The following is a 19,254-nucleotide window of genomic DNA, read 5'->3' as shown; positions in this document are numbered from 1 at the left end:
TATTAACTGTCTTATATTAAGGCTCTGTTAATGTTAATTGTTGATACTTTACAATACACATTTTTGAGAAAGATTTTATACAATTTAAAGACATTGATTGGAGTGGAAGGTGGGAGACTCCTATGGGAGTAGCGGGAAGGGTGAGACCCCGCAGGCTTGCCGAGGAGGCTAAAGCCTCACGCCACATGGAAAGCGAGCATCCTGGAACGGAAATCATCAACATTCTTTTTAAACAGAGCCTATATTAAAAAAACGAATCAAATAAGTAGAATGAATCTAATTCTTTAATTAATTTATTTTTCTTACTATAATTACAATATAAATCTAAATTCGAAAGGTGTTTACCTATGATAAAAGTTGGTATTATCGGTCTTGGAGCAATCGGTCAAAGATTGATTCCTCTATTTTCAAATCACCCAGAAACAAAAATTGTAGCAATTTGTGATACTTTACAAGAGAGAGTACAAGAAATTAGTCGTCAAATCGATTCAGTAAAAACTTATTCAAATCACAATGAAATGCTTGAGAAAACTGATCTTGATCTCGTTTACGTAACTGTACCACCAAAGTATCATCATGCTGTTGTATCAGATGTAATTGCAAAAGGAATCAATGTATTATGTGAAAAACCTTTAGCAAATTCCTCTGAAGAAGCTCTTAGCCTTTATTCTCAAGTAAAAGAAAAAGGTATACTAAATGCAATGAACTTTCCATTAAACTACAATGCAGGTAGTAAATCTTTTGCCGCTCTAATTAAGGCTGGTTATGTTGGTAAACTTAGAAGAATAGAATTAAAAATGCATTTTCCAAATTGGCCAAGGCTTTGGCAACAAAATGATTGGGTAGCTACAAAAGAACAAGGTGGTTACGTTTTAGAAGTTGGTGTTCATTACATACAGCAGATCCAAAAGATATTTGGTGGTATGAAAGTTATCTCTAAAAACGTCCAATATCCCGCTGATCCAATTGCTTCTGAAAATGGGATCATTGCCCTATTAGAATTAGAAGATGGTACGCCCATTTTATTCGATGGGTTAAGTCAAATTGCTGGAGAAGAAGAAATTAAATTCACAGCATTTGGAACAGAAGGAACTCTTTCACTTGTAAACTGGGCTAATATAGAAGGTGGAAAAATCGGTCAACCAATTCAATCGATTGAAACTAATGAATCTTTAGAGGATTCATTAATAGATAATCTTGTAAGAGCACTAAAAGGTGAAGAAGCAACAATCATTGATTTCTATGAAGGATATAAAGCACAAATGGTTCTAGAAGCGTTACGCGGATAAGTCCAATCTATTTACCAAAGGTCAAAGGTGCATCTCTTATTCCAAGGTGCACCTTTTTATCTTTCTCTATTTTAATTGGAACGATGTTTTTAACATTTTTAAATTCGTTTGAAAAATTTCCGGATGCGACCAACTTTCATATACTTTTGGTAGTTCGATCTCCTCTATCACATCTTTTAGAGTAGAAAGTTCCAAAATATCCTCAAAATATCGAATGAGTGTTAAAATTTCTCTTTTTGTTCCAACTACTCCATGTCCAGGTATTACTTTTTCTATCTCAAATTTTGCAAGTTTTTCTAAGATTTTTTTCCATTCTAAAGGATTTGACTCTAGAAAAAAGCTAGGATGAAAATTTACAAATAATAAATCACCCATGAATACTGTTTTGTCCTCAGGAATATATAAGAAGGAATCACAATTGGAATGGCCTCCACCAAATGTAAATAATTTTGCCGTCTTTTTCGTACCATAAAATGTAAATTCTTCTTTAAAAGTAAAATTAGGCAATACTAATTCTAATGTATGTAATGAAGTTTCAATTTCTTTTAAGAAATTAATTTGGTTTTCTAGACTTAAATCCTTCTCTTTTAAATTTCGTTCTTCTAATGATTTGATATATGAAATCAATCCTTTAATATCTTCCTTTTGTTTTCTAATTCTTTCAGGATGAGACTCTAACATTTTAACTCTAGTTTCGACACTCGAAATAATTTTTGAATCTTTATAAACTTGATTTCCTCTAATATGATCTCCATGCCAATGACTATTAATTACCCAATCTACGGAACGATTCGTTATACTTTCGGCAATATGTTTTAAATCAATGGCAGCTTGTTGCGTATTAAAAGTATCGAAAACGATTGTTTGATCCCCTAAATCTACGAAACCAGCATTTCCAATAGCACCACCGCCCTCTTTTGCAATAGCTGCATAAATTCCGTCCTTAACTTGTACTAACTCAAAGTGCTTACTTTTTAAATTTTCAAGATTCATATTAAGTCCCCTTTGATTTAAAATTTGTAGTAAAATTTCCTTATAAAGTATTAATTCTTTCTTAAAATAATCCTTCCTTTCGTAATCTTTAAAAATAACCTTCATCCAACAAAAAAACGCATATCAAGAGAAGATTCCCTCCTCTTGCATGCGCTATTTACTGATATTATTTTATCGGAATCCAAATTTCAGAATAATAATCTTCACTAAAAGGATCTTCTGCTGGATAAAGTTCGAATTCCGGAATCCCTGCGTGAGAGTAGCCACTTGAAGGAAACCATTCAGAAAAAATCTTCTTCCAAGCAGATTGCATTGCATTTGGCATTGCTCCGGTAACTCCGAATACAGCCCATTTTGAAGCAGGGATTTCATGTTCTAAAAATCCTTCCGGTGTTTCTCCTTCTCGATGAGCTGCAATCCAGTATTCCAGAAGGTTATTAGATTTTTGTTCCTCATTCATCATACAAACTCCTAATACACCTTTAATCTCACCATTGTTTAATTCGTATAAACGATCACTAGTACCATTTGCATTAACCTCTTCCCACATTTTTGGGATTAAACGTTGATGTTCATCGTTTACATATGAAAGCTCCTTTTTAACGCCAATTACTTTAAAATTACTTTTTTCAACAATATTAAATTGCACTGGTTCTGCCCCTTTCAAACTCACCTGTATGACAAGGCGGTTATATGATTGTAGTTTTCCTATAAACTTTCTTGCTTCACTTGGTGTTACTCCATGCTGTCGTCTAAATGCTTTTGAAAAAGCTTCCGGGGAGTCATATCCATATTTCAGGGCAAGGTCGATTATTTTGCTATCCGTAGTTGTTAATTCATTTGCTGCTAATGTCAATCGTCTCCGTCTGATATATTCAGCGATATGAATATCCGTTAAAATCGAAAATGTTCGCTGAAAGTGAAATACTGACGAATTCGCTTGTTTAGAGATCTCTTCAATCGATAGATTTTCTAATAAATTTGCTTCGATATAATCAATTGCCTTTTGTAATGATTCAACCCAAGCCATATGTTTCACTCCCTTAACTACATACTAACAAGTTTGAATTTATCCATCCTGTCTTTTTATGCTCTTTTCTGACAGATTAAATAAAATGAAATCATTTTATTTACCATCCTTATGATTGACCATGGATAGAATAGCAATTGTACTAATAATACAAAGTGATCCAATCCAATCTTCTACTTCAAAGTTTACACGAAGCCAAATAACAGATAAAACAGTTGCTGATAAAGGTTCAACACTGGCAAGCAAGCTAGACTCAGAACCATTAATATATTTTAAACTCTCTAAATAGCAGTAAAATGCGATCAATGTACCAAATATTACGATAAAAACAACTGCTAAATATGCACTAATCGACCACTCTCCTTGGAATTCCCATGGTGGATGAATAAAGCTAAAGCAAATTCCACCGATTAACATACCCCATCCTACTATAATCGTAGATCCATACTTTTTTAAAAGATTTTGAGGATGTAACGTGTAAAACGCTAAAGCAAGTGCTGATGCTAGTCCCCAAAACAACGCCCACCCAGTAATTGATAAGCCTTTTATATTTCCATGGGTTACTAATAAAAATGTTCCAACAAGCGCTAAAATAACAGCAACAAGTTCCCTAATTGTGGGTATTTTTTTGAAACGTACTGCTAAAAAACATGTAATAATGACTGGTGCTAAATACTGTAAAATTGTTGCTGTCGCAGCATTTGAACTTTTAATTGCAGCAAAATATGTATATTGGACTGCTAGCATTCCAAGGATACTAAATAATATCAAGTGAAAAACATCATGCTTATCCTTCCATATGTTACGTACATTCTTCTTTTCCTTTAAACTAGCAAAGCATAATAAAATAATGCCTGAAAATAGTAATCGAATAACGACTAACCATTCTGGACTAAACCCATTTCTTTGAAATAAAAACTGGGCAACAGTTCCAGAAATCCCCCATAATGTTGCTGCTATAAGAACAAGGATTACTCCTTTCGCTCTCGAATTGGATAATGCAATTTTATCGGCACTCATTTAAACTCCTTTCAAACATTTAATCAAAATTATATTTACAGATGAATCGTACCACAAATTAAAAATTCAGAATATAACATTCAATCATCTTTATTTTTTATGTGTTAGCATTTTTTGAAAATGGATAACCAGCAAAATCTGCAAACATAGGCCATTAACATAGTTACGCATGCCATATTTGTTTTTAATGTGATTTTTAGAGTTTAGAAATCCCTTAATTGGAAAAATTGAACATATATAATAATTTAGAGGCTCTATACTATAAATTTGTTTTTTTAACTTAGTAGCAGCAGCCGTAATATAAGATTTTAGGAGAATACATTATGCAAGAAATTTATGAATGTATCATTATTGGGGGCGGATTTGCTGGACTACAGGCCTCAATCCAGCTTGGAAGATATCAAAGGAATGTACTTGTTATAGATTCAAATTACGGACGTTCAACATTATGTAAAACTTATCGAAATATTTTAGGTTGGCCAGATAGTATCAGTGGTCAACAATTAAGGAAACTTGGCAGACAGCATGCAGAATTTTACGGTGTTTCATTTATTGAAGATAAAGTAATCAGTATACAAAATGTAAACAAATATTATCAATTAGAAACAATTAACGGTAATTCTTTTATTGCCAAAACAATTTTATTAGCAACCGGATTACTTGATCGAATCCCTCAAATTACTAACCTAACTGACTGTCTCGGTACGACAATTTTTGTATGCCCTGATTGTGATGGCTATGAGATTCTAAATAAAAGTGTATTAATACTTGGAGCAGGGGCAGCAGGTGCTAACCTTTCTTTAACTTTAACCTATTGGTCAAATCAAATTACATATATTAATCACGATGGAGATGAATTAAATAATGAACTGTCTATTCAACTTCAAAAATACGGAATTGACTATCAAAAAGAAGCTATTAAAGAAGTCATCAAAGATGGTGAATCAACATTCAAAGGAATTTGTTTACAAAACGGTGAAAAAATTTTCGCAGATCGAGCTTTTATTGCCTTCGGTGGAAATGAAATACAAAATAAACTCGCAAAACAATTAGGAGTAAATTTAGTAAATAATACACATGTGATTGTCGATTCACGTACAAAAGAAACAAATATCCCAAATGTATGGGCAGCAGGCGACCTTGTAGCACACTCTCAACAAGTTACGATCGCAATGGGCGAAGGCACACAAGCAGCCGTTTGGATTCATAAAAGACTACTTGAATTGGAGACAAAATAAAGGCAGGAAAGACAGGGAAAGCAGGATTTAGATCGAGGAATCTAATAAAATTCAATAATGTCTTTAAAATCTATTCCTTGATACTGCCTCGCATGCTTGATTCAACAGCAAAAAACATTACTTCCTTTAACGAAGTAATGTTTAATTAATCAGCTTCTAACACAAACAATCTCGTTTTACATAAATACACTAATTAAAGTATACATTGAGATTACGGCTAAAATAAACACAATAATTGGTAGTAAAATCCTAATAAAAGTTGATGGAATTTTATACCGTCTAAAAGTATCTTCAATGCAGATGATACAAATCAAATAAATTAAACCTGATAATACAACTCTAACCAAATCAAATTTTTGAAGTGATTTAAAAGATGAAGATGCATCAATATACTGAAATAGATAAAATTGAACAAGATTAAATATTAAAAATAAAACAAAATAATAAAATACACTTAATAAATAAGTGCTAAATTTTACTTTTTCTCGTTCTATTTTTTGATGTTTTTTAAAAAAACGTCTTTTATGTCGTTCTTTCCGAGGTATAAATTGTTCGTCCATCGAAGTACACCCTTAGTTTAAAAATTAAATGATTAAGTTAATCCTTACCAATATTGTACCTAAAAATTCCATTATTTAAAATAAATGTCATGCTATTATGCAAATCACATTCAAATTCTAAATCATATAAAAATTATTATACCAAATTTCAAGCTTTTCGCTTACTATTTTTTTCCAAATTGAATAAAAAAAAGGTGCACTTAGCTAAAACCTAAGTACACCAACTTAATTTTATTTTTTATGATTCGTGTAAATATGAATTGCATCTCGTAAAAATTCAGCTGTCCCAGGTTGTTCTTTATCATAGTATGCTCTAAAACGCTCATCATCTACATACATCTGTGCTAACCCCGCATGAGCTTCTTTGCTATAGTCACTCCAGTAAAATGTTAACCATTGCTTATGCAAATCAGCTGCTTTTTGGGCAGTTTCACTTGTAGGATCACCAGCTTTAAAAGCTTCCGCTAGTGTTTTTGTCAACTCATCAGAAAGTCGTGTAACTTCTTTATGTTGTTCTTCTGTCATATTCAACACTTTCTGATTTGACTTATTAACTACATCATCCCCATATTTCTCACGAACTTCTTTTCCATATTTCTTTTCATTTTCATCTATCATTTCTTTCTTAAAGCCTTCAAATTTTTCTTTATCCGACATTGTCATTCTCCCTTCAGTTGTCGCAATTGACTTTTCAACATTTTCAATTAATAAATCCAATTGCTTTCTTTTATCAAGAAGCTGCTCACGATGTTCTTTTAATGCTTTGGCACTATTAAAATTTGGTGATGTAATGATTTCTTTAATTTTTTCTAGACTGATTCCCAGTTCTCTAAAAAATAGAATTTGTTGTAATGTATCAACTTCCGCTTGCCCATATATTCGATACCCCGATGAATTAATTCTTGCCGGCTTAAGAATATTAATTTCATCGTAATATCTTAGAGTTCTAGTGCTAATTCCTGCTAGGCGGCCAAGCTTTTGGACTGTATATTCCATGTGATTACCTCCTGACATCTTTACAATACACCTTTACGCAACGTCAAAGTCAATTCATATTTCTATATTTTTGATTAGACTCATAATTAAGAGCAGGAATAAGGAAGGGCAGGATCAAGGAGAAAGGTAAAGATATTACAAGACTTTAGAATACTTAATTGAATTCCTCTTGTAATCCTGGTCTTTTACCTTTTTCCTTCCCTACCCTTCATGCTCATTCATGCACTCTCCCACCTTCCACTCCAATCAAAGTCTTTAAATATTCTATACTTTAAATTCTACATAATCTTTTTCGAAAATGTCTTTCTAAAATACTTTCTATTTGCTTTATTTAATTCAAAATAAAAAACCTCCCTTATAAAGGAGGTTACAGTGTGTAGACAAAGTCTTATTTATCTTATTTTCAGACTGATTGAAAACGTTTGTCTTTCGAGGCGCGAAGCCTGGCGAGGAGCGGAGTTACCCTTAAACGGTAATGAGCACCGCAGGCAGGCGAAGCAACGAAGAAAGCGAGCGTTTGCCAACAGTCTGAAACCTCCCTTATAAAGGAGGTTAATTTATTTTCCAATAAATATTTTCGTTCCATTATCACCACTAAAAGGCATTCCGCCTGGAACGTTCAAATTGCGAACTACTAATTTAAAACGCTTATTTGAAGGAATCTCTTGTTTAAAAGTTAATAAAAATGAATTGTTATCACCTTGTACCTTTGTTATAGACACTTGATTAGTTGATAATGCATTATTAGCATTTAATCTACTGTTTCTACCAAGTGAAGCGATTCCAGTTGGGATTGTATCAGACAAACTTTGAATCCAGTATGTTGAAGCCTTTGTTCCTAAATCTATTTCAACTCGTCGATCAAATGTGACTAAGATTTGGTTAGTTGAAACCTGAAAAATATCAGTCAACTTAGGTATCTGATTTACGGCTGATTTTGTCTTATATCCTTCACTCAGTAAATTTTCTATTTTAGTAGATGCATTTACAGGTTTCATACCTGGAAGAATAGAAGACATTACGAACAATAAAATGATAATCTTGTAAAAAATTTTCATTACAATCTGCCTCCTTATTAACTAGAACAATTTTATAATTTGATGATTTGGCAAATTATATACCTTAGATTTTTCTAATTTTAATTTTTATTTTTGTTTTAATAGAAATGGTTTATTAATGTAATTGTTCGTACCTCTAAAAAAAGTAGATTTCCGTTACAGGATGCTCGCTTTCTTAAGAGCAGGATTAAGGAAGAAATTTTAAAGACTTTAATGAAACTTATTAGTTTCCTCTATGTAATTCCTTCCTTTCCTGCTCTTTCCTGCTCTTTCCTGCTCTTTCCTGCTCTTTCCTGCTCTTTCCTGCTCTTGCCTGCTCTTCCCTGGTCTCACCCTTCCCGTTACTCCCACAGGAGTCGAGCACCCTTCCGTTCCATTCAACTTTTTGTGCAAAGTTACAATACCATAGAAAACAACAATCTAAAAAATATAACTTAATTTAATTTGTAATAAAAAGAGATAAAAATTGATTTCTATTTAAAATAATGGCAAACTATCTATAAAGTCTTCAGAGAGAGTTATAGGTGTAATTATGATTGAAATTAAAACTTCTACATTGAGTGACGGTGAATTTAACCGAGGTGTTTTTGCAACAAGAGATATCGCAAAAGGTGAGCTTATTCATGAAGCGCCAGTAATATCTTACCCTAACGAAGAGCATGAACATATCGAGAAAACTTTATTAGCTGATTATGCGTTTGAATATGGAATAAACCATTCAGCAATTCTTCTTGGTTACGGTATGTTATTTAACCACTCTTATGATGCAAATGCAGTTTATGATATTAACTTTGATAATCATACGTTTGATTTTTTCGCTTACAAAGATATTAAAGCAGGCGAGGAAATTCTGATTAATTACAATGGTGAAGTAGATAATATGGATCCACTTTGGTTTAATAAAGATTATGAAGAAACGAAAGACAAAGAAGACAAAGAAGACAAAGAAGACAAAGAAGACAAAGAAGACAAAGAAACCAATTAATTTTAAATTAATTGGTTTTTTTTGTTTATGAATTTTTCTTAACTGATAGTACTAAAGATTAATTGCACCATAAATTAATGCGCCAAATACTACAAACGCTGGATGAATTTTAAATTTTTCCATTAAGAAAAATGTACAAGTTGCGATAAAAATAACTTGGAGTGCACCGATGTCTTTAATGGAATCAGAAAAAGATTGATATGTAAGAATACCTAACAAAACGACAATCGTCGGTTTAACGTATGCTGTCATTCTCTTAACTCTGACCGAATCCCGATTTTTATAAAGTAATCCGATTAAAAGAATCATTAATAATAAAGATGGAATAACCGTTGCAAATACTGCAACAAAAGACCCAAATATCCCACCTATTTTATATCCTATATAGCCTGCCATTTTTGTTGCAATTGGTCCTGGTAATGCGTTTCCCATAGCAAAAGCTTCATGGAATTCCTGTTGGGTGAGCCAATGTTTTTGCATGACAACGTCATTTTGTATTAAAGGTATTGTAGCGGGGCCACCGCCATACCCTAGTAGATTGGTAATAAGAAATGAAAGAAAAAGTTTCCAATAAATCATCTCTATGCATTCCCCTTCTTATTTTGTTGATCATATGAGGAAGCTGATTTTACTGGTTGAAAAATTGCAAATAATAGTAAGGCACCAATAATTATTCCTGGATGAATATGTAAAAATTGTATCAAAATTAATCCGACTATTAAGTGAATTAAAATGGTAGGTGTTTTTAATCCTTTTTTTGAACTATTATAAAACTGCCATGTTAAAACTCCTAGCATGACCCCTACAACTGGTACAATTGACTCCTTCATCCCTTTCACCCATTTAATATCTTTAAAGGATGATAACGATGTTAAAAGAATGATCATTAAGATGATGGTCGGTAAGATTGTTGCGATGACCGCGTTAAGCATGCCAATAACGCCACCTATTCGGTAACCAATATAACCTGCTAATTTAGTATTGATCGGTCCAGGAAGCATATTTCCAATTGCTAGGATTTCAGAAAACTCCTCATCCTTCATCCATTTATACGTTTCGACGACTTCTTTATAAACAAGTGGTATAGTAGATGGTCCTCCACCATATCCAAGCATACTACTTCTAAAAAATGCGATGAATATATCTAATTGTTTCATTTAATCAAGTCCTTCACTATTTACCAGCTAGCAATACAGCCATCTGTTCTAGATTCTGTCCCACCAATTAAAACACCTGTTTCATCATTTCTCCAAATAATTTGTCCACGTCCAAAACTACCGGTATCTTTGGCAACTATTATTTCATGCCCTTTAGACCTTAGTCCTTTTATGATATTCTTTGAAAAATTCGGTTCAACTTCAATGGTTTTCCCTTCAATCCATTGCCATCTTGGCGCATCAAGAGTTTCTTGTGGATTTAATTGAAAATCAATACTATTCATAATAACTTGTACATGTCCTTGAGGTTGCATGTATCCACCCATTACTCCAAACGGTCCAATCGCTTTATTATTTCTTGTTAAGAAACCCGGAATGATCGTATGGTAAGTCTTTTTACCACCTATTAATGCATTTTCATCTATTTCATTTAAACTAAAATCATGACCTCTATTTTGTAACCCAATTCCTGTACCAGGAATAACAATTCCAGACCCAAAGCCCATATAATTACTTTGAATAAATGAAACCATATTACCATCACAATCTGCTGTTGCTAAATACACGGTTCCTCCACTAGTTGGCTTTCCAGGTAATGGCATACACGCAGATTCACAAATTTCTAAATAGCGTTCTTTTCCATATCTTTCATTTAATAAATCTTCTACCGAAGTATTCATAAACTTAGCATCTGTTACATATTTCTTTCCACAAACAAAAGCCAACTTCATTGCTTCTAGTTGTTTATGATATGTATTAAGTTCTTCTTTTTCAACGAATTCTTCGTTTTTCAAAATATTTAAAGCCATTAGTGCAACAATCCCTTGTCCATTAGGTGGGATTTCCCATACATCAAATCCTCTATATTTTATACAAATTGGATTTACCCATTCTGGTTTATAAGATGATAAATCTTCTTTTGTTAAAAACCCACCATATTGGTTTGATGAAGCGACGATTTTATCGGCTATTTGCCCTTTATAAAAATCACAACCATTTGACTCCGCTATTTTTTCTAAAGTAGTTGCATGATCCAAAGATGACCAGATTTCACCTACTTCAGGTGCTCTTCCTTTTGGTGCAAATGTTTCAAACCAAGCATTAAATTCCTCAGAGTTCAGCTCTTTTTTGTATATTTCATAGGCCTTTTTCCAATTCTTCCCTAACGTTGGTGAAATAGGAAATCCTTCTCTAGCATAATCAATCGCTGGTTGCAAAACCTCTTTTAACGAAAGCTTTCCAAATCGATTTGATAATTCTACCCAAGCAGCAGGCGCACCAGGTACAGTCACTGGTATCCATCCAAATTTAGGGATTTTCTCGTAACCTAATTTTCTTATTTGCTCTATCGATATACTTTTTGGAGCTGGCCCACTTCCGTCCAATCCATACAATTTATCTTTCATCCAAACTAATGCAAATGCATCTCCACCAATTCCATTTGATGTAGGTTCTACTACCGTTAAACAAGCCGCTGTTGCAATTGCCGCATCAACTGCATTCCCACCTTTTTTTAGGATATCTAAGCCAGCTTGTGCTGCTAATGGCTGGGATGTTGCGACCATGCCATTTCTTGCATATACAACATTACGCTTTGATGGATAAACATGTTCAATCGTTTTCTTTTTCGTAAACATATGATACCTCCTAGCTCCCAATTAAACCATCTTTAATTAAATTGGTGTTTATTATTCTATTCGACAATATTTGAGTATTCACCTACAATATTAAGTATCAAATTTTCAATCTTTTCAAATCGATTCTAGACACAAAAAAGACCTTCAGTATGAAGGTCCTGTAATGGTTAAATTTATTCGGTAGATTTTAAAATATCTAGTATATTATTTCGATCAATCGTTTTCTTTTTTTTCCTACCAAGACTAATGACTTGTTCACCAAATTTGCTTTGTAATTTATGAAGGGTTTGAATCAAAGGCTCTTGTTTTGCATCCTTTTCAAAAGAAAAAAGATCCAATTGCTTCGAAATTTCATCTTTCGGATTTAACTGTGATGCAGTAACTCCAATTAATCGTAACGGTTCACCATTCCAATTTCTTTTCCAAAGTTCAAAAGCTTCCTTAAAAATCTCATTACCTTCCTGTATGGGTGCAGAAAGTTTTTTACTGCGATTGATTGTTTTACGGTCGCCGAATCGAAGTGTAATTGTTATGGTATCTGCAACTAGTCCTTTTTTTATTAACTTATCGCCAACTTTTTTTGAAAGCCCTTCAAACTTTTCAACGATTATAGGTTCCTCAAAAACATCAAATGAAAATGTCGTAGACTGACCAATCGTTTTATATGATAGTATACGACTCGGATCGACTTCACGTTCGTCGATTCCATTTGCTTTTTGCCTTAATGAAATGCCATTTACACCTAATAATTCATGTATTTTATTTTCATTACATTTAGCCAAATCTTCAATAGTTACAATACCTATCTCATTTAATTTTTCTTCAGTTTTCTTACCAACACCATGCATTTCCCCTACTTTTCGTGGCCATAACACAGTTGGAATATCTCTTTTACGTAAAATCGTTATACCTAATGGCTTTTTCATGTCTGAAGCAGTTTTCGCTAAAAATTTATTTGGCCCAATGCCTATACTACAAGGTAAATCTAATTCCTCTAAAAGCATAGCTTGAATCATTTCAGCGATTTGTATTGGATGACCCAGGTTTTCATCACAATCTGTTATATCTATATAGCCTTCATCGATTGAGGCAATTTCTATTTTCGGACTAATCGAGCCTAATTTTTCAAATATTTGTCTTGAAACTTTTCTATACGACTCATGATTTGGCGTTTTTACTATCATCTCAGGGCATTTTTTTCTCGCTTCCCACAAAGGCATTGTCGCTCGAATTCCAAATGCACGAGCTTCGTAGCTTGCAGTAACGATTATTCCTCTACGTTCTTTTTCATTACCGGCCACCACTACAGGTTTACCTTTCAGTGACGGATCATTTGCAATTTCAACCGATGCAAAAAAAGAATTCATATCGACATGTAAAATAATTCTTCCGCTCTTTGGCGCCCATTGATTCATCGTAACAACACCTCCTGTCTTTAGTATAGTATGATTTTTTTAAAATTCCTATCTATACACAGCCAGATTTATTTAAAGGAATAAATAAAATATAAGACCTAAGAGCAAACATCCTATTTACTTCTCTTCTTGTCTAAAAAGAGATAAAATAAATCTATAAAAAAGTAATTTTTATATTTACTACTTCACGGAGGTAAGTTCTTTTGAGTAACGAAAATCAATCAATGTATGAATATATCGGAAAAGAAAAACTAGAGGAGCTTGTGGATACTTTTTATTCATATGTTTCCAAGCACGAGAGATTATCACCAATTTTTCCAGGTGATTGGGAGGAGACGGCACGTAAGCAAAAACTATTTTTAACACAATTTTTAGGCGGACCTCAATATTATAGTATGGAGCGAGGTCATCCAAGAATGCGTGCTCGTCATTTACCTTTCCCTATTACAATCGAGTTAGCACATGACTGGTTAGATTGTATGGCAAAAGCTATGGACGACGTTGATTTAGATGAAGAAATAAAAGAACCTTTACTTCAACATTTAAGAAATGTAGCTTATCATATGGTGAATCAAGAATAATTTTATAGGGGTTAAAAATGGTAGAAAAACCAATTATTTTATTCGATGGAGTATGTAATTTCTGCAATAGTGCAGTTCAATTTATCATTAAGCACGACCCGAATGGTTATTTCAGATTTGCTGCAATTCAATCTGCATACGGAGAAGAATTATTCGAATTAAATCCCGAACTTAGATCAATTGATTCTATTATTTTAGTTGAAAATGGCAAGATTAAAACTGAATCTTCAGCTGTGCTTCACATTGCAAAAAACTTACATGGTTGGCCAAAATTAGGCTATATCTTGATTTTAATCCCAACGCCGATTCGAAACTTTTTTTACAAACTAATTGCAAAAAACCGCTATAAATTCTTTGGAAAAAATGAATCATGTATGATTCCTACTAAAGAAATTCGTGAACGATTTTTATCCTAATAACGAAAAAAAAACCACTGTTTTGAAAAACAGTGGTTTTTTTTTCGTTATTAGATGGATTACTTTTACTAAAGTGAGAATTTATCAACAGGTAGTCTGAATTCATCTTAAAAGAAATCTTGTTAATGCTAGCCCTAAAAAGCCTACACCCATACCAATTAACCATCCTGAATGAGAATCATTTAATAATGAACCAATACCACCACCTAAAAACATACAGCCTACAAAAACAACTCCTCCGATTCCAGAACTTCTATTACTCAAATTCTACTCATCCTCTCGTTATTCAAATAATTTTTATCATTTATTCCATACATTTTTAATTTACTTGTACTCTATTAAGTATTTAGTCATGACTAAATTAATTCCTTTTTTTATGGCTCTGTTAATGTTAATTGTTTATTTTTAACAAGACACATATTTGAAAAAGTGTATGCAATTTAAAGACATTTTTGAGTGGAAGGTGGGAGAAATAAAAAGCAGGAAGAGCAGGCAATGCAGGGAAAGAAAGGGAAAACAACTTGAAAGGAAATTAATAAAATTCACTAAAGTCTTTTAATCTCTTTTCCTTTCTCCTTAATCTGCCTTTCCTTGTTCCTGCTCTTAAGGGCATCCTGTAACTGAAATCATCCACATTCTTTTTTAACAGAGCCTTTTTTATAAAGAATATGGTGAAAGTTTATACTTAAATTAATAATTAGAATTTTATTATAATTTGATGATGTTTCCTTTATAATGAAATAAGGACTTTGTAATTTATGTTTTCAGAAATTATTTTATATAACCCATTTTCAGATAAGTTAAATTGTCCTTTATTAAGACTTAATTTTATACGGAGCGTGATTATTTTGCAGAAGCATAGGCGTAGAAACACACCAGCATTTACAATTTTAGCTTATTTTACTTTAGCTGCAGGAGTATTTTTATTTTGTATCGGTCTTTACAATGCAGATATGGAACTAAACGAAAAAGGTTATTATGTTGCAGTAATGTTACTTGTGGCAGTTGGAGCTATTTTGACTCAAAAGGTTGTTCGCGATAATGCAGAAGATGATGACATTATTGCTGATCAAGAAATGCAATTAAAACTAAAATTAGATAATTCTTCAAAGAAAGAAACTAGTACTCATTAATTTAGGAGATGTGTTTAATATAAGGCTCTCTTAATGTTAATTGTTATTCTTTTAAAAAAACATAATTGTTTTTTATCAAAAAAAATCCCACTGTTTTAAAAACAGTGGGTTTTATTTTATTCCCAGACACGTTTCAATTTAAAAAATTCTTGTAAATAACCATACAATGAAACTGGAGACATAATCATTTGATAAAAAAGGATAAAGAATAAAAATCCTATTCGATTATGTCTAATTCTTAAATTTAAATTTCTAAACACATAGTTTTTTTGATAATAATATAATATTGAGTAGCTAATAAATGTCAAAGGTAGTACTAATAATGTCATAGGTCCTACAATTACATTAATTCCGAAAAAGGCTAAAACTAGTCCAGGTAACCAGCATAATGTATAAATTAGATCTAAATATAACATTAATAAATTTATCCCTGTTAAATACTTTGTATAGACTTGAGGTTGCTCCCAAGGCTTAATTTCTTTAAGCCCCTCTACCATTCCTCTTGCCCATCTTGACCTTTGTTTTGCAAAATGACCAAGAGTTGTTGGTGCATCAGTAAAAGCAACTGCTAATGGTTCAAAGAAAACCTTCCATTCTTTCTGTAAAAGCCTCCAAGTTAAAACAATATCTTCACCAATCGCATCTGGCCAACCTTTAACTTCCATAACACAATCCGTTTTATATAAGCTAAATGCTCCTTGTGCAACAAGCGTTCCTTGATATAAGCCTTGAAGTCTTTTTATTGATGAAATCCCTAAAAAATAGTCCCATTCTTGTATTCTAGTCCAGAATGTTTCACGGCTATTTCTTACAAGCATTGATCCTGCAACCGCACAAACGTCAGAAGGACTACTCTTAATTCTTGATACTAAATATCTGATCGCTGAAGGATGGATTAGTGTATCTGCATCAAGTGTGATGACATACGGTGTTTTAACTTGTTTTAATCCTTCATTTAGTGCATGAAACTTACCTGGTTTTGATTCATGTATTAATGTAATATTTGAATTTAATTCTTTTTTTGCTCTCAGAACTTCGCCATCTGTTCCATCAGTTGAATTATTATTAATAACGATAACATGTATTTCACCAGTATAATCTTGTTCCGAAACATATTTTAATGTATTAAAAATTGCTCCTTCTTCATTATAAGCAGCCACTAATACAGTAACTGGATCCATTGGAAATTCATTTTTAAAATTAGGTTGTTTATCTATTATTAAACTAATTACTAAAAATGTACTCATATATCCTGGTACATAAGCAATTCCACCGATTATTAAGATTGCAATTGGTAATGTAACGATATCTGATAAATCTTTCAGCCAAGGTAATGAAAGATAGATTGAAAAAAGTAACCATACAAAAGAAACAATATGGCTAAACCAAAATTTCTTCTTTACAGTGAAATAGTATCTCGTTTCTTTCTTGCTTATGGGAGATAGATTTGGCTCCATAGTTTCCCCCCTATTCTAAAAATTGATTAAATATGTGAAGATGCAAACATTATACCACGATAACAAATTTACACCGCATAACAACTTATGGTAAATTAATAATTAAAATAAATCATTATCTACCATTTTTTATTTTATCTAATTAATAAATCAGTTCATTTCTATGAGAAACATTCAGTAAGATAAATTGAAAAGTAGGTCAAAAAAATGAACTATTTTAATTGTTGATAATTTGCATAAACGATCTACAAAAAAGATTTTATAGGAATTTAAAGTATAGAATATGTAAAGATTAGTGATTGGAGTGGAAGGTACGAGTCTCGTGTGGGAGTAGTGTGAAGGTTTGACCCGCAGGCTTGCCGAGGAGGCTAAAGCCTCAAGCCCCATAGGAGCTTCCTGTTATGGAAAATCAATATTCTTTTGAACATAGCTAAAAAAATAACAACATAAATAAGTCAGCTTTTAAAAGATAAACCTTTTTCTTCTAATGCTTGACGAATCGTTTTAATCCCTTTAGGACCCATACCATGTAATTTTGATAGTTCAGTCTCAGTAAGCTTAGTGAATTGCTCTAAATGTAGGTATCCTGCTGAAGTTAAAGCTCTAATTGCTGGTTTTGATAAACCCGTTGGTAGGGACGAATCTTTTTCAGAAATAACAATCAACTCCTTTCTAGATTAAAATGGTTCAAAACTTTTATTGATCCAATTCAATAAGTCGTTTTTCATACTAGTTGTAAACGTATGATTTACTTCCTTATATTTTAAAAAGCTTAAGTATTTTTCATTCGATGATTTTATAAAGTCATTTTGACCATCAATTGGAATGACATCATCCATTTCTCCATGTAAAAATAATATTGGACGATTGATTAAGACTCTTTTATACTTTGGATCGTGCTCTTTGAATCGTAATAATTCATCAGTATTTAACGCTTCTCTTTTATCTCTCTTTCGAAAATTATTTTCTGAAGCTAAAAATGAACTCGAACCATTAAGATTGATTAATCCGGCATAACCCGGATTTGAAAAGAAGATACCGCTTGCTATAAAGCCGCCCATTGAACTGCCGAATAGAATTGTATTTTCTTTGTCTAATTTTAAATCATTTATTAATCTACTTTCTTCTTCCATCGATTCAAAAATCGTTTTCCAAAAATGAGATTCAATAACTTTTTTATCAAAATGATTGAATAATGCTTGTCTTGTATCATGGTATATAATTTCTGGTATTTTTATTTCAAATCCTAATTTTGATAACTCCTCGCCTAGTTCAATTTGCGATACAGTCGTTGAACCCCAACCATGAAACATAACAATCGTCTTTTTTCTACTAGCATTATTTGGTTCAATTCCAAAATACTTTATTATGTTATCTTGCATGTCAACCACCTAAATTCCTAATTATGCCGGAATCTATTATAGCATAAGTTCGATAAAAAGAATTAATAGAATTTTATATCGAATTATAAATTGCCTAAATTTAAAAAATGCTATAAAATACTTCTGTTTGTACACAATGATATTATCAATAAACTAATCAACATAAACGAACTTCTAAAGTTGGAGAATACTCGAGGATGTGTATTATTAATGGTTCAGCATTTAAACGTAATTATCGATCATTATGGCTATTTTGGTATCATTTTAGCATTAATAGGAGGAATCATTGGGTTACCACTACCAGATGAAATTCTATTAACATACATTGGTTATAATGTATTTCAAGGAAGACTTTCATTTTTACCTTCATTAGTGTGTGCATTTATTGGAATTGTGTGTGGAGTGTCTTTAAGTTATCTACTTGGTTATTTATTTGGCTTACCTTTATTGAAAAAATATGGACCAAAAGTACATATTACCGAGAAAAAAATAGAAATAACGAAAAAATTATTTTCAAAGTTCGGTCCATTTATTCTTGTTATTGGATTCTATATTCCTGGTGTAAGACATTTAACTGCATACTTCGCAGCGATTAATAATTACTCATATAAAAAATTTGCACTGTTTGCATTTGTTGGGGCAAGTCTTTGGGGATTTACTTTTATTTCAATCGGAAAAGTGTTAGGGGAAGAATGGGGTAAAGTTGCTACAATATTTACAAAGTATAGCTTGGTGATTTTTCCATCAGTATTATTAATTTTAGTGATTTTTTATTTTATTTGGAGAAAGCGCTTAAGTACAAGTTAAATGTGTCTTTTTTTAATGAAGTACAAGCATTGTCTTGATTTCCGTTCCAGGATGCTCGCTTTCCATAGGGCGTGAGGCTTTAGCCTCCTCGGCAAGCCTG

Annotated in this window: 21 protein-coding genes; 7 read left to right on the top strand and 14 right to left on the bottom strand. The window is 32.4% G+C overall.

The annotated features are described in order from the left end of the window. The first annotated feature begins 347 nt into the window (after positions 1-347). Positions 348-1,289, top strand: coding sequence for a Gfo/Idh/MocA family protein (locus B7R67_RS19850; RefSeq protein WP_088072722.1), 942 nt, complete (start codon positions 348-350; stop codon positions 1,287-1,289). Between the two features lie 66 nt (positions 1,290-1,355). Here B7R67_RS19850 and B7R67_RS19845 read toward each other — a convergent pair whose 3' ends face one another. From B7R67_RS19845 to B7R67_RS19835, 3 genes are all read right to left on the bottom strand, one after another. Then, on the bottom strand, positions 1,356-2,282 hold the full coding sequence (locus tag B7R67_RS19845; protein WP_088072726.1) for an MBL fold metallo-hydrolase: 927 nt from the start codon (positions 2,280-2,282) through the stop codon (positions 1,356-1,358). A gap of 166 nt (positions 2,283-2,448) precedes the next feature. Beyond that, positions 2,449-3,312 carry an AraC family transcriptional regulator gene (locus B7R67_RS19840; RefSeq protein ID WP_088072721.1) on the bottom strand — a complete coding sequence of 288 codons (864 nt, stop codon included), beginning with the start codon at positions 3,310-3,312 and terminating at the stop codon, positions 2,449-2,451. Between the two features lie 96 nt (positions 3,313-3,408). Further along, positions 3,409-4,332, bottom strand: a complete 924-nt coding sequence (locus B7R67_RS19835; protein ID WP_088072720.1) for a DMT family transporter — start codon at positions 4,330-4,332, stop codon at positions 3,409-3,411. A gap of 323 nt (positions 4,333-4,655) precedes the next feature. Here B7R67_RS19835 and B7R67_RS19830 point away from each other — a divergent pair, with 323 nt between their 5' ends. After that, positions 4,656-5,570, top strand: a complete 915-nt coding sequence (locus tag B7R67_RS19830; protein ID WP_167374926.1) for an NAD(P)/FAD-dependent oxidoreductase — start codon at positions 4,656-4,658, stop codon at positions 5,568-5,570. A 176-nt stretch (positions 5,571-5,746) separates the two neighbouring features. Here B7R67_RS19830 and B7R67_RS19825 read toward each other — a convergent pair whose 3' ends face one another. The 3 genes from B7R67_RS19825 to B7R67_RS19815 form a co-directional block, all read right to left on the bottom strand. Next, positions 5,747-6,130, bottom strand: a complete 384-nt coding sequence (locus tag B7R67_RS19825) for a hypothetical protein (RefSeq protein ID WP_088072719.1) — start codon at positions 6,128-6,130, stop codon at positions 5,747-5,749. Between the two features lie 231 nt (positions 6,131-6,361). Beyond that, positions 6,362-7,126: a MerR family transcriptional regulator gene (locus B7R67_RS19820; protein WP_088072718.1), complete on the bottom strand. Its 765-nt coding sequence runs from the start codon at positions 7,124-7,126 to the stop codon at positions 6,362-6,364. Positions 7,127-7,683: 557 nt separating this feature from the next. After that, positions 7,684-8,184 (bottom strand): hypothetical protein, encoded by a 501-nt coding sequence (locus B7R67_RS19815; RefSeq protein ID WP_088072717.1) that lies wholly within the window; start codon positions 8,182-8,184, stop codon positions 7,684-7,686. 532 nt (positions 8,185-8,716) lie between these two features. Here B7R67_RS19815 and B7R67_RS19810 point away from each other — a divergent pair. Further along, positions 8,717-9,169 (top strand): SET domain-containing protein, encoded by a 453-nt coding sequence (locus tag B7R67_RS19810; protein ID WP_088072716.1) that lies wholly within the window; start codon positions 8,717-8,719, stop codon positions 9,167-9,169. A gap of 51 nt (positions 9,170-9,220) precedes the next feature. On the opposite strand, the gene B7R67_RS19805 is transcribed toward B7R67_RS19810, so the two are convergent. The 4 genes from B7R67_RS19805 to B7R67_RS19790 all read right to left on the bottom strand — a co-directional run bounded on the left by B7R67_RS19805 (position 9,221) and on the right by B7R67_RS19790 (position 13,378). Next, positions 9,221-9,748 (bottom strand): chromate transporter, encoded by a 528-nt coding sequence (locus B7R67_RS19805; RefSeq protein ID WP_088072715.1) that lies wholly within the window; start codon positions 9,746-9,748, stop codon positions 9,221-9,223. A 2-nt stretch (positions 9,749-9,750) separates the two neighbouring features. Continuing rightward, positions 9,751-10,326 (bottom strand): chromate transporter, encoded by a 576-nt coding sequence (locus B7R67_RS19800; protein ID WP_088072714.1) that lies wholly within the window; start codon positions 10,324-10,326, stop codon positions 9,751-9,753. 20 nt (positions 10,327-10,346) lie between these two features. After that, a complete protein-coding gene (locus tag B7R67_RS19795) occupies positions 10,347-11,963 on the bottom strand; it encodes a gamma-glutamyltransferase family protein (RefSeq protein WP_088072713.1) in 1,617 nt (538 codons plus the stop codon). A 173-nt stretch (positions 11,964-12,136) separates the two neighbouring features. After that, positions 12,137-13,378: a DNA polymerase IV gene (locus B7R67_RS19790; protein ID WP_088072712.1), complete on the bottom strand. Its 1,242-nt coding sequence runs from the start codon at positions 13,376-13,378 to the stop codon at positions 12,137-12,139. A gap of 203 nt (positions 13,379-13,581) precedes the next feature. Between B7R67_RS19790 and B7R67_RS19785 the strand changes: the two genes are divergently transcribed. Both B7R67_RS19785 and B7R67_RS19780 read left to right on the top strand, forming a co-directional pair. Next, entirely contained in the window at positions 13,582-13,959 is a 378-nt protein-coding gene (locus B7R67_RS19785) for a globin domain-containing protein (RefSeq protein ID WP_407920414.1), read from the top strand. A 17-nt stretch (positions 13,960-13,976) separates the two neighbouring features. After that, on the top strand, positions 13,977-14,375 hold the full coding sequence (locus B7R67_RS19780; protein WP_088072711.1) for a thiol-disulfide oxidoreductase DCC family protein: 399 nt from the start codon (positions 13,977-13,979) through the stop codon (positions 14,373-14,375). A gap of 102 nt (positions 14,376-14,477) precedes the next feature. Here the strand turns inward: B7R67_RS19780 and B7R67_RS22350 are convergent, their stop codons facing one another. Continuing rightward, on the bottom strand, positions 14,478-14,639 hold the full coding sequence (locus tag B7R67_RS22350) for a hypothetical protein (RefSeq protein WP_167374925.1): 162 nt from the start codon (positions 14,637-14,639) through the stop codon (positions 14,478-14,480). A gap of 584 nt (positions 14,640-15,223) precedes the next feature. Here B7R67_RS22350 and B7R67_RS19775 point away from each other — a divergent pair. Beyond that, entirely contained in the window at positions 15,224-15,508 is a 285-nt protein-coding gene (locus B7R67_RS19775; RefSeq protein ID WP_088072710.1) for a YiaA/YiaB family inner membrane protein, read from the top strand. Positions 15,509-15,624: 116 nt separating this feature from the next. Here the strand turns inward: B7R67_RS19775 and B7R67_RS19770 are convergent, their stop codons facing one another. The 3 genes from B7R67_RS19770 to B7R67_RS19760 all read right to left on the bottom strand — a co-directional run bounded on the left by B7R67_RS19770 (position 15,625) and on the right by B7R67_RS19760 (position 18,347). Beyond that, positions 15,625-16,965: a glycosyltransferase family 2 protein gene (locus B7R67_RS19770; protein ID WP_088072709.1), complete on the bottom strand. Its 1,341-nt coding sequence runs from the start codon at positions 16,963-16,965 to the stop codon at positions 15,625-15,627. A gap of 455 nt (positions 16,966-17,420) precedes the next feature. Then, positions 17,421-17,630, bottom strand: a complete 210-nt coding sequence (locus tag B7R67_RS19765; protein WP_328587382.1) for a helix-hairpin-helix domain-containing protein — start codon at positions 17,628-17,630, stop codon at positions 17,421-17,423. 12 nt (positions 17,631-17,642) lie between these two features. Next, a complete protein-coding gene (locus B7R67_RS19760) occupies positions 17,643-18,347 on the bottom strand; it encodes an alpha/beta hydrolase (protein ID WP_088072708.1) in 705 nt (234 codons plus the stop codon). A 210-nt stretch (positions 18,348-18,557) separates the two neighbouring features. Here B7R67_RS19760 and B7R67_RS19755 point away from each other — a divergent pair, with 210 nt between their 5' ends. Further along, a complete protein-coding gene (locus tag B7R67_RS19755; RefSeq protein ID WP_088072707.1) occupies positions 18,558-19,154 on the top strand; it encodes a DedA family protein in 597 nt (198 codons plus the stop codon). Positions 19,155-19,254 lie beyond the last annotated feature (100 nt).

Origin of the sequence: Gottfriedia luciferensis (assembly GCF_002156865.1) — a bacterium.
GTDB lineage: Bacteria > Bacillota > Bacilli > Bacillales > Bacillaceae_G > Gottfriedia > Gottfriedia luciferensis.
The sequence above is the reverse complement of the archived record's forward strand: the minus strand, read 5'-3'. Positions and strand labels throughout refer to the sequence as shown.

Coding starts and splice junctions, on each gene's coding strand:
- B7R67_RS19830 (WP_167374926.1), top strand. CDS start 4,656: ATGCAAGAAATTTATGAATGTATCATTATTGGGGGCGGATTTGCTGGA.
- B7R67_RS19840 (WP_088072721.1), bottom strand. CDS start 3,312: ATGGCTTGGGTTGAATCATTACAAAAGGCAATTGATTATATCGAAGCA.
- B7R67_RS19805 (WP_088072715.1), bottom strand. CDS start 9,748: ATGATTTATTGGAAACTTTTTCTTTCATTTCTTATTACCAATCTACTA.
- B7R67_RS19845 (WP_088072726.1), bottom strand. CDS start 2,282: ATGAATCTTGAAAATTTAAAAAGTAAGCACTTTGAGTTAGTACAAGTT.
- B7R67_RS19760 (WP_088072708.1), bottom strand. CDS start 18,347: ATGCAAGATAACATAATAAAGTATTTTGGAATTGAACCAAATAATGCT.
- B7R67_RS19795 (WP_088072713.1), bottom strand. CDS start 11,963: ATGTTTACGAAAAAGAAAACGATTGAACATGTTTATCCATCAAAGCGT.
- B7R67_RS19780 (WP_088072711.1), top strand. CDS start 13,977: ATGGTAGAAAAACCAATTATTTTATTCGATGGAGTATGTAATTTCTGC.
- B7R67_RS19820 (WP_088072718.1), bottom strand. CDS start 7,126: ATGGAATATACAGTCCAAAAGCTTGGCCGCCTAGCAGGAATTAGCACT.
- B7R67_RS19770 (WP_088072709.1), bottom strand. CDS start 16,965: ATGGAGCCAAATCTATCTCCCATAAGCAAGAAAGAAACGAGATACTAT.
- B7R67_RS19755 (WP_088072707.1), top strand. CDS start 18,558: ATGGTTCAGCATTTAAACGTAATTATCGATCATTATGGCTATTTTGGT.
- B7R67_RS19800 (WP_088072714.1), bottom strand. CDS start 10,326: ATGAAACAATTAGATATATTCATCGCATTTTTTAGAAGTAGTATGCTT.
- B7R67_RS19850 (WP_088072722.1), top strand. CDS start 348: ATGATAAAAGTTGGTATTATCGGTCTTGGAGCAATCGGTCAAAGATTG.
- B7R67_RS19825 (WP_088072719.1), bottom strand. CDS start 6,130: ATGGACGAACAATTTATACCTCGGAAAGAACGACATAAAAGACGTTTT.
- B7R67_RS19815 (WP_088072717.1), bottom strand. CDS start 8,184: ATGAAAATTTTTTACAAGATTATCATTTTATTGTTCGTAATGTCTTCT.
- B7R67_RS19790 (WP_088072712.1), bottom strand. CDS start 13,378: ATGAATCAATGGGCGCCAAAGAGCGGAAGAATTATTTTACATGTCGAT.
- B7R67_RS19835 (WP_088072720.1), bottom strand. CDS start 4,332: ATGAGTGCCGATAAAATTGCATTATCCAATTCGAGAGCGAAAGGAGTA.
- B7R67_RS19810 (WP_088072716.1), top strand. CDS start 8,717: ATGATTGAAATTAAAACTTCTACATTGAGTGACGGTGAATTTAACCGA.